Genomic DNA, 13093 nt, shown 5'->3' with positions numbered 1-13093 from the left:
TGTAGGCCCTGCGGCATCCGCCGACGGTCGCCCGGCCTCACGCCCGCTGCCGCCGGTACCAGTGCTCGACCAGGGTACTGGCGATCGAGATCGGCGGCGGCAGCAGGATGCCCTGGCCATCGTCGCCCTCGCTGCGGCGGCGCAGTGCGGCACCGACCTCCTCGACGTCGAACCAGCGGGCGTCCTCCAGCTCGCCATCCACGGTGGGCACGTCGTCATGCGCCTCGGCGTGGAAGCCGACCATCAGCGCGCCCGGGAACGGCCACGGCTGGGTGCCCAGGTAATGCGCGCCGGTCACCCGCACCCGGGTTTCCTCGAACACCTCGCGCGCCACGGTCTGTTCGAAGGTTTCGCCCGGCTCGACGAAGCCGGCCAGTACCGACCAGCGCCGCGGCGCCCAGGTGGCCTGCCGGCCCAGCAGCAGGCGGCCGCCGTTCTCGACCGCGACGATGACCGCCGGGTCGACCCGCGGGTAATGCTCGGTGCCGCACTGCCCGCAGCGGCCGATGAAACCGCCGCGGCCGAAGGCCACCGCACCGCCGCAGACGCCGCAGTAGCGGTTGCGCGAATGCCAGTACGACATGCCGCGCGCGTAGCAGAAGATGCCCGCCACCTCGGCCGGCCACTCGGCCGCGGCGCGGCGCAGGTCCAGCCGTTGCGGCGCCTGCAGCGTGACCGTGGCCGCTTCGACCACGAACCACGCCTGCTCCTGTTGCAGGCCGAGGAAGATGGCCGCGCCGGGCCCGCCTCCCAGCGCGTGGCCGCTGCTCAAAAACGGCTGGCCGGTTGCATCGGCGAACGCGGTGCCGTCGGTGTCGAGCACCAATACCCGCGCGTCGGGCCAGAGCCGGGCCAGCGCCTCGGCGTCGTCGCGCAGTGCATCGGCGCGGTCCAGCGGCGCGCCGACAAAGGCATGGCCGCGGAAGGAAACAACGGTATCGGACATCACCGGGACCTTGGAGAGACTACGGCCATTGTAGGAGCACCGCTTCTCCCTTCTCCCGCCGGAAGAAGGTGCCCGAAGGGCGGACGAGGGGCGAACGAAGTCCATGATGATTGGACCATCGGGACTCCATTGCCCCTCACCCCACCCCCCCCCGCTCCGCGCCCCACGCCAGCGGCGCGGGCACTCAACCGCACATGCGCCAGTGGCGCATAAGCCGTGCGGCCTCGCCCCGCAGGGAGAGGGGCTTGCAAAAACGTGGCACTACACCGTGAAACTGCTGCCGCAGCCGCAGGTGGTGCGCGCGTTGGGGTTGCGGATCACGAACTGGGCGCCGGTCAGGCTCTCGCTGTAATCGACCTCGGCGCCCATCAGGTACTGCAGGCTCAGCGGGTCCACCAGCAGGGTCACGCCCTCGGTGACGACGGCCAGGTCGTCGTCGGCGCGGTTTTCGTCGAACTCGAACCCGTACTGGAAGCCCGAGCAGCCGCCGCCCTGGATGTAGACGCGCAGGGCGAGGGCGTCGTTGCCCTCGTCACGGATCAGTTCGTGCACCTTGGCCGCCGCCGCCACGGTGAAGTTCAGCGGGCGGTCGAGGGACTGGTAGTCGGGCGCGGCCGGGGTGCCGGGCAGGGAGACGAGCGTGCTCATGCGCTCAGCATGGGGACGGGACCGCCGCGATTCAAGCCTCTCCGGACGCCGCTGCCACCGCCTGCGGCGCCGGCAGCGCGGCCATCGTGCCCGCGTGCAGCAGGCGGCCGTTGAGCTGCGCGCCGGCGCTCATTTCCACCACCTGGTAATGGACGTTGCCGTTGACCCGCGCGGTCGGCGCCAGTTCCACCCGTTCGTCGGCGTGCACGTCGCCGTCCAGGCTGCCGCTGACCACCACCACCGACGCGCGCACCTCGCCTTCGATATGGCCCTGCTCGGCCAGGGTCAGCGTTGCCCTGGCGCCGTCCTCGGCCACCACCTTGCCCTCGATGCGACCTTCCACGTACAACCCGCCGCTGAACATCACGTCGCCGCGGATCACCACCTGCGGCCCGATCAGCGCGTCCACCACCATCTGGCTGTCGCGGCTGGACTTGTTTCCGAACATGCTTACTCCCCTCTGCCGTTGCCGGCGAGTTTCCAATCGAATGTCTGGTTGGCGCTCCCCCCCGGGCCAGCCAACGAGATTCGCACACGTTGCGGTGTGAAATCCTTGGGCAGCATCACGCTGCCATCCAGTTGCTGGAAATAGCGGAAGGAATAGTCCTGCCCCGGCACCGCGCTGCGCTGGTGCAGTTCGTCCCAGTTCACCGTGACCAGCTTGCCGTCCCGGACCCCCTCCACGGCGAAGCGCATCTGCCCCTGGCTGATCGCGCCGCGGTTCAGGTTCTGGGTGAGCACCACGCTGTAGTGCCAGCTGCCGGCGGTTTCGGCGGCGAACTCGATCGAATGCGCATTCAGCCCCTTGCGCTGGCTGGTGGCACCCACCAGCCGTTCGTAGAACGCCACGTCCGCGCGCAGCCCGGCGATTTCCTCCTCGCGCTCGGCCAGCGAGGCCTGCACCTCGGTGGTGGCGGCGCGGCTGATCTTGTCGGAAGCCTCCAGCGTGGCCTGCCGCTGCCGCAGTTCCTCGATCTGCCCGAGCTGCAGCTGCGCCTGCTGCTCGCTCTGGCGCAGACGCTCGCGCAGGTTGCCGGCGTCGGGCGAGGCATGGCGCGAGGCCAGCCAACCCACCAGCAGCAGCGACAACAGCCACGACACGGCGATGGCCCACGACAGCCCACGCGAGTATCGCGGCGCGCCGCGCGGGGTGATCTGGAAACGCGAGGGACGGTTGTTCATGACAGTGGCGGCGGCAGCCCGCGGGCGCCGCCTGCGCTCCGGCTGAAACGGTCGGGCAGTGTAAACGACCCCGGCACCCACCACCCCGCCGGCAAGGCTGGCAATCGCCCCGGCCATCGCCGATAGTTGCCAGCCTGTCCCCGGTTTCCACTGGCGCCGTCCATGACCGAAGCCCACGTGTTCGTCATCGGCATCCTGCTGGCCTGGCTGGCCGGCATCCGCGTGTACCTGACCGTGTTCGGCGTCGGCCTGGCCGGCCTGCTGGGCTGGGTCGATCTGCCTCCGGCGCTGCAAGCCACGCAGTCATGGTGGGTGCTGGGTACCTCCGGCGCGCTGGCGCTGGTCGAATTCTTCGCCGACAAGATCCCCGGGGTGGATTCGATCTGGGACCTGCTGCAGACGCTGGCAAGGGTTCCGGCCGGCGCGTTCCTGGCCGCGGCCACGCTGTCGCCCGACGGCGAGCTGAGCACCGGCGTGCTGGTCGCCGGCGCCGGCGTGGCGCTGGCCAGCCACGGGCTGAAGGCCGGCACCCGCGCCCTGCTGAACACCTCGCCGGAACCGGCCAGCAACTGGATGGCGTCGGTCGCCGAGGATGGCGTGGTCATCGGCGGGCTGGCGCTGGCACTGGCGCACCCTTGGCTGGCGCTGGCGTTCGTGCTCGGCACCAGCCTGCTCGGCGCGCTGGCGGTGTGGCTGGCCTGGCGCATGCTCTGGCGCGGCCTCAAGCGCCTGTTCGCGCCGGCCGATAGCCACGGCGACGCATCGCGGCATTCGCTGCCACCGGCACCTTGACCGCATAATCCACGGCTCACGGGGAGTACCGATGGCACGCAGCGACACACCCAACCTTTCCGCCCGCCCGGTCCGCGCGGAAGTCCCGCCGGCCAACTACTGGCAACGCTGGAGCGTGGCGAGCGCCAAGCCGGCCGAGGCGGTGCGCGCCCAGCTCACCGAGGCGGCCGCCGGCGCGGCCACGCCCACCGTGCAGGCGCCCGGCCTGCAGGCCGCCAACGAGGCGCCGTACCGGGTGCTGATCGTCGAGGACGACCGCTCGCAGGCGCTGTTCGCGCAAAGCGTGCTGCACGGCGCCGGCATGCAGGCGATCATGCAGATGGAGGCCGAGGGCGTGCAGCAGGCCATCGACACCCACCGCCCGGACCTGATCCTGATGGACCTGCACATGCCCGGGCTGGACGGCATGCGCCTGACCACGCTGATCCGCCAGCAACCGGAGCAGCAACTGCTGCCGATCGTGTTCCTGACCGGCGACGCCGACCCCGAGCGCCAGTTCGAAGTGCTCGACAGCGGCGCCGACGACTTCCTGACCAAGCCGATCCGCCCGCGCCACCTGGTCGCGGCCGTGTCCAACCGCATCCGCCGCGCGCGCCAGCAGGGCCAGGGCGGCACCGGCGCCGGCCCGGCGATGAACAATCCCGAGACCGGCCTGCCCACCCGCCACAACCTGATGCTGCAACTGGATGCCGCGCTGGCCGGCAAGGAAAGCGGCGGGCTGATGTTCATCGAGATCGCCAGCGCCCTGGGCCTGCGCGAACGCTACGGCTACGCCGCCTTCGAACGGCTGATGGTGCAGGCCGGCCGGCGCCTGGGCGAGGCCGCGCGGCCGCACCCGCTGGCGCGGCTGAGCGACAACAGCTTCCTGCTGCTGGCGCGCAACATCGACGAGAACACCGTCGAGGCGCTGGCGCGCGCGCTGCGCGAATCGCTGTCGGCGCACCCGTTCCTGGTGCGCGAGGAGGAATCGGTGCACCTGCGCTGCGCCATCGGCCACGCCCACCTGTCGCAGGGCTTCGCCGACGCCGGCACCGCCGTGGAAGCGGTGGAACGCACCGCCCTGCAGGCGCGCCTGCTCCCCGACGGCATTGCCGCGCACCAGAGCGCCGCCGACGCTGCCGCGCAGGAACACCTGGCGCTGCTCGACGGCCACCTCGAACTGGCCTACCAACCCATCGTCGCCGTCTCCGGCAGCGACACCGCGCAGTACCAGGTGCTGCTGCGCATGCGCCGCAGCGACGGCGCCCTGCTCTCGGCCGGGCAGGTGATCCCCGCCGCCGAGGCCGCCGGGCGCATCGCCGACCTCGACCAGCAGGTGCTGGAACACGCGCTGGGCCTGCTGCACCGCTACCAGTTCGCCACCCCGCCGATGCGCCTGTTCGTCTCGCAGTCGCTGCGCACGCTGGCGCGCGAGGCCTTCGCCGACTGGCTGCTCAAGGCCATCGCCGAGCGCGGCATTCCCGGCAGCGCGCTGGTAATCGACGTGCGCCTGGCCGACGCCCTGGTCCACGCGGTGACGCTGCAGCAGTTCTGCGACCGCCTGATGCAGGCCGGGGTGCAGTTCTGCCTGAGCCAGTTCGAACCCGGCGCCGAAGCCAACGCGCTGCTCACCCAGCTGCCGCTGAGCTTTGTACGCATGGCCGGCCGCTACGCCGGCAGCCATGCCGACCAGACGCTGCGCGACGAGCTGCGCGGCGTCATCGATGCCGCGCACCGCGCCAACCTGCAGGTCATCGGCCAGCAGATCGAAGACCCGCAGGCCGCCGCCGCGATGTGGATGGGCGGCGTCGATTTCATCCAGGGCAACGTGGTGCAGTCGGTCGGCAGCGAACTGGACTTCGACTTCCAGAACGCGGTGCTGTGAACACCCCGGCAGGCGGCCGCTGGGCGCTGGGCGCCACGCTGCTTGCAGTCGCGGCCGCGGCCCTGCCGTGGTTGCCGGGCCCGGCGCTGCCGCCACTGGCGGCGGCCGCCGCCATCGGTGCCGCCCTGTGCGCCCTGCTGTCGCTGCGGGCCGCCCGCGGCCAAGCCCGCGCGGCCGACGAGCAGGCACGCCGCGCGCGCGACGCCGAACGCGAACTGCAGCGCCTGCGCCAGGAGCAGCAACGCCACAACCAGCTCGAACAGCAGCTGTTGCAGGCCAAGCAGGACGCCGAGGCGGCGATGCTGGCCAAGGGCGAGTTCCTGGCCACGATGAGCCACGAAATCCGCACCCCGCTCAACGGCATCATCCCGATGCTGGAGATGGTCGCGCAGGGGCCGCTGGCCACCGAACAGCGGCAGATGCTCGACACCGCCAGCGAGAGCGCGCACGCCCTGTTCCGCATCGTCGACGACATCCTCGACTACTCCAAGCTCGAAGCGCAGCGGCTGGAGCTGGAAATCACCACCTTCAACCTGCGCGAGCTGCTCGACTCGATGCTGCAGCTGATGCGGCGCTCGGCCGAGCACAAGGGGCTGGGCATCACCCTGCACCTGGACCCGGCGGTGCGGCTGGCGGTACGCGGCGACCCGGTGCGGTTGCGGCAGGTATTGAGCAACCTGCTGGTCAACGCCATCAAGTTCACCGAGCACGGTGGCGTCCAGGTCCACGTCCGCCGCCTCGGCGAGACACCGGTGCAGCACCGGCTGCGCTTCGAGGTACGCGACACCGGCATCGGCATCGACAGCGCGCGGCAGGAGCGCCTGTTCAACGCCTTCACCCAGGCCGACGCCTCCACCACCCGCCTGTACGGCGGCACCGGCCTCGGGCTGGCCATCTGCAAGCGCATCATCGACCTGATGAACGGCAGCATCGGCCTGTCCTCCGTGCCCGGCCAAGGCTCGACGTTCTGGTTCGAGATCCCGCTGCTGAAGGTGGTCGGCGACCTGCGCCAGCCCGGCCAGGCCCACGGCCAGCGGCCGCTGCTGCTGGTCACCCGCGAACCGCGGCTGCGCCAGCGCCTGCAGCTGCTGCTGCCGAACTGGGGCTTCCAGCCACGGGCGGTGGAGACGGTACAGGAGGCGCTGGACCTGCTGCGCGACGGCGCGACGCGCTGGCACGGCGTCATCGGCGACCTGGAATCCCTGCCCCACGGCGCCACCGCGCTGCAACGCGCGATCCAGCGCGACAACAACCGCGACGGCGTGCAACTGGTCTGGCTGCATGGCGAGGGCCCCGTACCGGTCGAACTGTACGCAGGCGCCACCGTCCTGCCCCGGCAATGCCCCGACGACGAACTGCGCGCGGCGTTGGCGAGCACCACGTCCAGTGCGCCCATCGCTGCCACCGCTCTCCCTGTCGAGCCGGCCGCCAGTTGGTCGCCCACCGGCGTGCGCGTACTGCTGGTCGAGGACAACCCGGTCAACCTGCTGGTCGCGCAGAAGCTGCTGGCCGCGATCGGCTGCCAGTCCGACGCCGCCGCCAACGGCGAGCTGGCGCTGGAAAAAATGCGCGGCAACGCCTACGCGGCGGTGCTGATGGACTGCCAGATGCCGGTGCTGGACGGCTACGGCGCCACCCGCCGCTGGCGCGAGCACGAGGCCGCCACCAGCGCCCCGCGCCTGCCGATCATCGCCATGACCGCCAACGCGATGGCCGGCGACCGCCAGCGCTGCCTGGACGCCGGCATGGACGACTACCTGTCCAAGCCCATCGTCCGCGACAACCTGCAGGCCTGCCTGCAACGCTGGTGCCAGAGCAGTGCCACGCCGCCACCGGCCAGCGTCGTGCCGGCCCCCGCGCCGATACCGGTACAGGCAGCAGCGCCAGCCCCGACCGAGGAGAACGCGAACGCGCAGGCCGCGGCTCCACCGATCCTGGACCGCGAAATACTCGACGAACTGCGCGAGATCGCCGGCAGCGAAACGGCCACCATCATCGACGTGTTCCTGGACGACAGCACGCCGTTGGTGCGCAGGCTCCAGGAGGCTGCCGTCGCGCCGGACCTGGAGCAGCTGCGCGAACTGGCGCACAGCCTCAAGTCGGCCAGCGCCAACGTCGGCGCGCTGGCCCTGTCGGCCGCGGCGCGGCGCGTGGAACTGGCCGCGCGCACCGGCGTGCTCGACCGCCCGGCGGTGATGGTGGCGCTGATCATCGCCGAGTTCGCCCGCGCCCGGCTGGCGCTGGTCGGCTACCAGGCCGAGATGCGCGCCGGGGCCGGCGCGCGCGGCTGAATCAGTCTTCCAGCTTGGTCAGCAGGTAATTCGGCTCGCCGATGCGCTCGATCAGGTCCAGCTGCGTCTCCAGCCAGTCGATGTGTTCCTCTTCCGAATCGAGGATCTTTACGAACAGCTCGCGGCTGACGTAGTCACCGATGCTCTCGGCGTAGGCCACCGCGTCGCGCAGCAGCTTCACCCCGTCGCTTTCCAGTGCCAGGTCGCAGCGCAGGATCTCGGTCGGGTTCTCGCCGATGCGCAGCTTGCCCAGCGCCTGGAAATTCGGCAGCCCTTCGAGGAAAAGGATGCGGTCGGACAGCATGTCCGCATGCTTCATCTCGTCGATCGACTCCTTGTACTCGTGCTCGGCCAGTTCCTTCAGCCCCCAGTTCTTCAGCATCTTGGCGTGCAGGAAGTACTGGTTGATCGAGGTCAGCTCGTTGTAGAGCGCCTTGTTGAGGAATTCGATGACCTTGGCGTCGCCTTTCATGGGTTGCTCTCGCACACGTTGAACGCGCGCACTGTAGCGCCATGCGGCGGACGATGAAGTAACGCGAATCGTGCTCATTGACCTTGCCGCATGCGGCAGTGGCGCACGCGCGGCATCGGCCACGGCGGAAGAGAGAACGGGGACGGGAAGCGCCGGGATGGCCCGGCCGCTCAGGCGGCCTTGCCCAGCTCCAGCATCGGCAGCGGCAAGCTGTGCGTGGCGCGCGCCTTGGCCAGCAGCTCGGCCGCCATGTCCAGGCAGGAACCGCAGGTCGAGCCGCAACCGGTACGCATGGTCAACTCGGCCACCGTGCTGCAGCCGTTGTCGGCGGCTTCGCGGATCTGGTGGTCGGTCACTCCGTTGCAGATGCAGACGTACACGGCGGGGATCGAAGGCAGGCAGGCCAGGAGCGGCCTGCCGGCATTTCACCGAAAACGAGAATGGTTGTCAATAATCTTCCTGAATCATTCTCGTCAAGCCCCGGCTCAGCTACCGGCGGGGCCTTCGCCCTGCACCTTCTTCGGCCAGTACCCACGCGCGCGCGAACGCTTGCGTGGCCGCTCGTGGCCGGCGGCATGGCCGGGCATCCAGGCCTCCTGCGCGCTCTGCGGCATCGCCGTGACCTCGCTGCCCGCCACCCCACGCGCCAACGGCGCCAGGTGCCGCAACGCCCGTGCATAGACGCCGCGCTTGAACATCACCACGTGCTCGACCGGGTACCAGAAATCCACCCAGCGCCAATGGTCGAATTCGGGGCTGTCGGTATGGTCCAGGCTCACGTGCGTTTCGTCGCCGGTCAGGCGCAGCAGGAACCAGACCTGCTTCTGGCCGATGCACACCTGCCGCTCGTTGCGGCGGATGGCGCGACTGGGCAAGCGGTAACGCAGCCAACCAGGCGTTGCCCCCAGCACTTCCACATGCTCGGGCAACAGGCCGGTTTCTTCCTGCAATTCGCGATACATGGCCTCGACCGGGGTCTCGTCGGAATTCATCCCGCCCTGCGGAAACTGCCAGCCGTCCCTGCGCACTCGCCGTGCCCAGAACACCTGCCCGTCTTCCCGCATCAGCACGATGCCGACGTTCGGTCGATAGCCGTCCGGATCGATCACGATGCGGACTCCTGAAGTTCTACTGTCCGGACTCTGCCACGGCCTTCGCCGCGCCACAAGCTCGGAAGAAAACTGTTGACAGGCATCCCCGCCATGCGCAGAATTGCGGGCTCCCTCGGGGCTATGTAGCTCAGCCGGTTAGAGCACAGCACTCATAATGCTGGGGTCGGTGGTTCGAGTCCACCCATAGCCACCACGGATGCCGGCATTGGCATCCCCTCGCAGGGAATGCGATAATCGTCGCTCACATTGCCCCGTCGCCAAGCGGTAAGGCACCTGACTCTGACTCAGGCATTCGGTGGTTCGAATCCATCCGGGGCAGCCAAACACGAAAGGCCCGATCGAAAGATCGGGCCTTTTTCTTGGTCTTCCGTCACCCTACCCAACCCTCTCGGGAAAGCCACATCGCGACTGGCGTCGCCCCTACGGCTTGCTTCCGTGAGCCATGGCCCGAACGACAAAAGCCCGGCCGAAGCCGGGCTTTTGCTCTTCCAACCAGCGGGACCCCGAAGGATCCCGGCCAAACGCGATGGATCAGCGCTTGGAGAACTGGGTGGCGCGGCGGGCCTTGTGCAGGCCGACCTTCTTGCGCTCGACTTCGCGGGCGTCGCGGGTCATGAAGCCGGCCTTGCGCAGCTCGGACTTCAGGCCTTCGTCGTACTCGACCAGCGCGCGGGCGATGCCCAGGCGGATCGCACCGGCCTGGCCGGTGGTGCCACCGCCGGCGGCGGTGACGACGACGTCGAAGCTTTCGGTGTTCTTGGTCAGCTCCAGCGGCTGGCGCACGATCATGCGCGCGGTCTCACGGCCGAAGAACTCGTCCAGCGGACGGCCATTGACGGTGATGTTGCCGGTGCCCTTGCGCAGGAACACGCGGGCGGTGGAGGACTTGCGGCGGCCAGTGCCGTAGTTTTGCGTGATAGCCATGATCAGATATCCAGGACTTGCGGCTGCTGGGCGGCGTGCGGATGTTCGGCGCCGGCGTAAACCTTGAGCTTGCGGTACATCTGGCGACCCAGCGGACCCTTCGGCAGCATGCCCTTGACGGCGATCTCGATCACGCGCTCCGGGTGGCGCTCCAGCGCCTGGGCCAGGGATTCGGTCTTCAGGTTGCCGATGTAGCCGGTGAAGCGGTGGTACATCTTGTCCTGCAGCTTCTTGCCGGTGACGGCAATCTTTTCTGCATTGATGACAACCAGGTAGTCGCCGGTATCGACGTGCGGGGTGTAGACGGGCTTGTGCTTGCCACGCAGGCGGCGGGCCAGCTCGGTGGCCAGACGGCCCAGGGTCTTGCCCGAGGCGTCGACGAGATACCAGTCGCGTTGGACGGTCTCGTTCTTTGCGGTGAAAGTGCTCATGAAAGAACTCAGGTTAGGTCGGGCTCATTGCGGCGCTGCACTGCCGGAACTCTGCCACGCGTTGTGAAGGTGGAACGCAAGAGGCGGGATTGTACTGGCCGCGCCACCTCCGCGCAACCGCGGGGCCCGCCGGCCTTGGCAGCCCCCATGCCAGCGGCGAGAATCCCGAGGACGCCCTTCCCGCCCGGATGCCATGACCATCACCCGCGCCCACACGCCGCTGGACCACCTGCTGACCGAGGCGCAACGCGCCTTGGACACCGTGTTCGGCAATCCCCCGGCCATGCGCCCGAACCCGGCCGGCAACACCCCGGAAATCACGCTGGAAACGCACGAGCGGCGGCACGCGGCCGGACTGATGCGCATCAACCACGTCGGTGAGGTCTGCGCGCAGGGGCTGTATTTCGGCCAAGCCGCGGTCGCGCGCGACCCCGCCACCCGCGCGCACCTGCTGGAGGCGGCGCAGGAGGAAACCGACCACCTGAGCTGGTGCGCCGACCGCCTGCGCGAACTGGACAGCCGCCCCAGCCTGTTCAACCCGTTGTGGTACGCGGGCAGCTACGCCATCGGCACGCTGGCCGGGCTGCGCGGCGATGGCTGGAACCTGGGCTTCGTGGTCGAGACCGAGCGCCAGGTCGAGGCACACCTGGACGAGCATCTGGAAACCCTGCCGCCGGCCGACCAGCGCAGCCGCGCGATCCTGCGGGTGATGAAGGCCGACGAGGCGCGCCACGCCGAGCATGCCGAACATGCCGGCGCCCGCGTGCTGCCGCAGCCGATCCCGACGGTGATGGCGCTGGCCTCCAAGGCGATGAAGACCGTCGCCTACCGGCTCTGATGCGGACCACTCGAAACCGCATCCTCGACCGTAGCTGCGGGGCTTGCCCCGCAGGGGGCCTTGTCGCGAGAACCCGTGCCGGGCAAGCCCGGCACCTACGAGGCGCGTCGCAACCGACTCACCGCTCCACTTCAGCCTGACGCCAGCTTCAAGCCGATCACGCCGGCCACGATCAGCGCCACGCAGGCCAGCCGCGCCGGCGAGGCGCTGTCGTTGAACAGGACGATGCCCAGCACCGCCACGCCCATCGCGCCGATGCCGGTCCAGATGGCGTAGGCGGTGCCGATCGGGACCTGCTTCATCGCCTGCGTCAGCAGCCACAGGCTGATGCCGGCGGCCACCACGGTGCCGACGCTCGGCCACAAACGGGTGAAGCCTTCGCTGTATTTCAGGCCCAGCGCGAAGCCGATTTCGAACAGGCCGGCCAGCAGCAGGTAAACCCAGGGCATCCGATACCTCCTTTCCTCAACCCCGCGCCGGATGCACGGCCGGTCGCGGGCAATCGCAAAAAGAAACGGCCCGATGCTTTCGCACCGGGCCGCCGTCGGCTGTGGTCCATGCCTTGCGGCATGGGGCGGGCCGTCCCGCCGTGTTTCAGTGGTGCAAGCCTAAGCGCCCGCACCCGAACCGCATGTAACCGTCACTCGGCCAGGTTGCGGCCGTGGAACAGTTCCTCGATCTCGCGGCGCAGCAGCGCCTCGATCTTCATGCGCTCCTTGAACGAGAGGTTCTTGGCCTTCTCCTCGAACAGGTACTGGTCCAGGTCGAAGTCCTTCAGGTGCATCTTGGTGTGGAAGATGTTTTCCTGGTAGACGTTGACGTCGAACATCTCGTAGCGCGACTTGATGTTCTTGGCCAGGAAGTTCTGGATCGAGTTGATCTTGTGGTCGATGAAGTGCTTCTTGCCCTTCACGTCGCGGGTGAAGCCGCGCACGCGGTAGTCCATGACCACGATGTCCGATTCCAGGCTCTCGATCAGGTAGTTCAGCGCCTTCAGCGGCGAAATGACGCCGCAGGTGGCCACGTCGATGTCGGCGCGGAACGTGGCGATGCCTTCCTGCGGGTGCGTCTCCGGGTAGGTATGGACGGTGATGTGGCTCTTGTCCATGTGCGCGACCACCGCGTCGGAGATCAGCTCCTTGCCGGCGGCCTTCTTGTCGATCACCGGTTCCTCGGAGATCAGGATGGTCACCGACGCGCCCTGCGGGTCGTAGTCCTGGCGGGCGACGTTGAGGATGTTGGCGCCGATGATCTCGGCCACATCGGTGAGGATCTGCGTGAGACGATCGGCGTTGTATTCCTCGTCGATGTACTCGATGTAACGCTGGCGCTCCTCTTCGGTTCGCGCATAGCAGACGTCATAGATGTTGAAGCTCAGCGCCTTGGTGAGGTTGTTGAAACCCTGCAACCTCAGGCGAGGCAACGGCTTGACCACGGCGGTCGATCCTGTGAATGGCGGGAAAGGGTCAATTATGGGGCAAACCGCCCCCCGGCGAAACGGCGGCCCCGCCCGGCCGGATTGCCCGGTGCGGACGGCCCCGTTAAGCTTGCTCGTTCGAGCTGAGTTCAGCCTTTTGTGAACAACTTCATGAA

Annotated in this window: 15 protein-coding genes and 2 tRNA genes; 6 read left to right on the top strand and 11 right to left on the bottom strand. The window is 68.7% G+C overall.

From position 1 onward, the window contains the following. Positions 1-37: 37 nt before the first annotated feature. From nudC to MIC98_RS04680, 4 genes are all read right to left on the bottom strand, one after another. On the bottom strand, positions 38-946 hold the full coding sequence (gene nudC, locus MIC98_RS04695) for an NAD(+) diphosphatase (RefSeq protein WP_239736088.1): 909 nt from the start codon (positions 944-946) through the stop codon (positions 38-40). Between the two features lie 261 nt (positions 947-1207). After that, positions 1208-1594 (bottom strand): iron-sulfur cluster insertion protein ErpA, encoded by a 387-nt coding sequence (gene erpA, locus MIC98_RS04690; protein ID WP_057641160.1) that lies wholly within the window; start codon positions 1592-1594, stop codon positions 1208-1210. Positions 1595-1625: 31 nt separating this feature from the next. Continuing rightward, positions 1626-2042, bottom strand: coding sequence for a polymer-forming cytoskeletal protein (locus MIC98_RS04685; RefSeq protein WP_057641161.1), 417 nt, complete (start codon positions 2040-2042; stop codon positions 1626-1628). Positions 2043-2044: 2 nt separating this feature from the next. Then, positions 2045-2776, bottom strand: coding sequence for a DUF6776 family protein (locus tag MIC98_RS04680; RefSeq protein ID WP_057641162.1), 732 nt, complete (start codon positions 2774-2776; stop codon positions 2045-2047). A 162-nt stretch (positions 2777-2938) separates the two neighbouring features. Between MIC98_RS04680 and MIC98_RS04675 the strand changes: the two genes are divergently transcribed. From MIC98_RS04675 to MIC98_RS04665, 3 genes are read left to right on the top strand one after another with little or no spacing between them, the layout of a single operon-like run. Then, the gene (locus MIC98_RS04675; protein WP_239736085.1) at positions 2939-3568 is read left to right on the top strand and encodes a DUF4126 domain-containing protein; all 630 of its coding nucleotides are present in this window, start codon (positions 2939-2941) and stop codon (positions 3566-3568) included. Positions 3569-3599: 31 nt separating this feature from the next. Continuing rightward, positions 3600-5432: an EAL domain-containing response regulator gene (locus MIC98_RS04670; protein WP_239736084.1), complete on the top strand. Its 1833-nt coding sequence runs from the start codon at positions 3600-3602 to the stop codon at positions 5430-5432. Continuing rightward, the gene (locus MIC98_RS04665; protein ID WP_239736081.1) at positions 5429-7723 is read left to right on the top strand and encodes a hybrid sensor histidine kinase/response regulator; all 2295 of its coding nucleotides are present in this window, start codon (positions 5429-5431) and stop codon (positions 7721-7723) included. The genes MIC98_RS04670 and MIC98_RS04665 overlap by 4 nt, the downstream gene beginning before the upstream one ends. A 1-nt stretch (position 7724) precedes the next feature. Here the strand turns inward: MIC98_RS04665 and bfr are convergent, their stop codons facing one another. From bfr to MIC98_RS04650, 3 genes are all read right to left on the bottom strand, one after another. Then, positions 7725-8195 (bottom strand): bacterioferritin, encoded by a 471-nt coding sequence (bfr, locus tag MIC98_RS04660; RefSeq protein WP_057641166.1) that lies wholly within the window; start codon positions 8193-8195, stop codon positions 7725-7727. A 170-nt stretch (positions 8196-8365) separates the two neighbouring features. Beyond that, entirely contained in the window at positions 8366-8575 is a 210-nt protein-coding gene (locus MIC98_RS04655) for a bacterioferritin-associated ferredoxin (protein WP_239736079.1), read from the bottom strand. Positions 8576-8680: 105 nt separating this feature from the next. After that, complete coding sequence (locus MIC98_RS04650; protein WP_057641167.1) at positions 8681-9304, bottom strand: RNA pyrophosphohydrolase; 624 nt, start codon at positions 9302-9304, stop codon at positions 8681-8683. A 119-nt stretch (positions 9305-9423) separates the two neighbouring features. Here MIC98_RS04650 and MIC98_RS04645 point away from each other — a divergent pair. Continuing rightward, positions 9424-9500: transfer RNA gene (locus MIC98_RS04645), tRNA-Met, on the top strand. Positions 9501-9554: 54 nt separating this feature from the next. Further along, positions 9555-9629 (top strand) — tRNA-Gln (locus MIC98_RS04640). A gap of 209 nt (positions 9630-9838) precedes the next feature. Here the strand turns inward: MIC98_RS04640 and rpsI are convergent. Together rpsI and rplM are read right to left on the bottom strand one after the other, a co-directional pair. Beyond that, entirely contained in the window at positions 9839-10231 is a 393-nt protein-coding gene (gene rpsI, locus MIC98_RS04635; RefSeq protein ID WP_057641168.1) for a 30S ribosomal protein S9, read from the bottom strand. A gap of 2 nt (positions 10232-10233) precedes the next feature. After that, positions 10234-10662: a 50S ribosomal protein L13 gene (rplM, locus tag MIC98_RS04630; RefSeq protein ID WP_239736076.1), complete on the bottom strand. Its 429-nt coding sequence runs from the start codon at positions 10660-10662 to the stop codon at positions 10234-10236. Positions 10663-10855: 193 nt separating this feature from the next. Between rplM and coq7 the strand changes: the two genes are divergently transcribed. Continuing rightward, positions 10856-11500, top strand: coding sequence for a 2-polyprenyl-3-methyl-6-methoxy-1,4-benzoquinone monooxygenase (coq7, locus tag MIC98_RS04625; protein WP_057641170.1), 645 nt, complete (start codon positions 10856-10858; stop codon positions 11498-11500). Positions 11501-11631: 131 nt separating this feature from the next. On the opposite strand, the gene sugE is transcribed toward coq7, so the two are convergent. Next, a complete protein-coding gene (sugE, locus tag MIC98_RS04620) occupies positions 11632-11949 on the bottom strand; it encodes a quaternary ammonium compound efflux SMR transporter SugE (protein WP_239736073.1) in 318 nt (105 codons plus the stop codon). A 191-nt stretch (positions 11950-12140) separates the two neighbouring features. Beyond that, a complete protein-coding gene (gene speD, locus MIC98_RS04615) occupies positions 12141-12935 on the bottom strand; it encodes an adenosylmethionine decarboxylase (protein ID WP_057641172.1) in 795 nt (264 codons plus the stop codon). Between the last annotated feature and the right edge of the window lie 158 nt (positions 12936-13093).

The organism is Stenotrophomonas sp. NLF4-10 (assembly GCF_022359915.1).
GTDB classification, from domain to species: Bacteria; Pseudomonadota; Gammaproteobacteria; order Xanthomonadales; family Xanthomonadaceae; genus Stenotrophomonas; species Stenotrophomonas daejeonensis.
This window is presented reverse-complemented; position numbering and strand designations above follow the sequence as displayed.

Coding starts and splice junctions, on each gene's coding strand:
- nudC (WP_239736088.1), bottom strand. CDS start 946: ATGTCCGATACCGTTGTTTCCTTCCGCGGCCATGCCTTTGTCGGCGCG.
- erpA (WP_057641160.1), bottom strand. CDS start 1,594: ATGAGCACGCTCGTCTCCCTGCCCGGCACCCCGGCCGCGCCCGACTAC.
- MIC98_RS04685 (WP_057641161.1), bottom strand. CDS start 2,042: ATGTTCGGAAACAAGTCCAGCCGCGACAGCCAGATGGTGGTGGACGCG.
- MIC98_RS04680 (WP_057641162.1), bottom strand. CDS start 2,776: ATGAACAACCGTCCCTCGCGTTTCCAGATCACCCCGCGCGGCGCGCCG.
- MIC98_RS04675 (WP_239736085.1), top strand. CDS start 2,939: ATGACCGAAGCCCACGTGTTCGTCATCGGCATCCTGCTGGCCTGGCTG.
- MIC98_RS04670 (WP_239736084.1), top strand. CDS start 3,600: ATGGCACGCAGCGACACACCCAACCTTTCCGCCCGCCCGGTCCGCGCG.
- bfr (WP_057641166.1), bottom strand. CDS start 8,195: ATGAAAGGCGACGCCAAGGTCATCGAATTCCTCAACAAGGCGCTCTAC.
- rpsI (WP_057641168.1), bottom strand. CDS start 10,231: ATGGCTATCACGCAAAACTACGGCACTGGCCGCCGCAAGTCCTCCACC.
- rplM (WP_239736076.1), bottom strand. CDS start 10,662: ATGAGCACTTTCACCGCAAAGAACGAGACCGTCCAACGCGACTGGTAT.
- coq7 (WP_057641170.1), top strand. CDS start 10,856: ATGACCATCACCCGCGCCCACACGCCGCTGGACCACCTGCTGACCGAG.
- sugE (WP_239736073.1), bottom strand. CDS start 11,949: ATGCCCTGGGTTTACCTGCTGCTGGCCGGCCTGTTCGAAATCGGCTTC.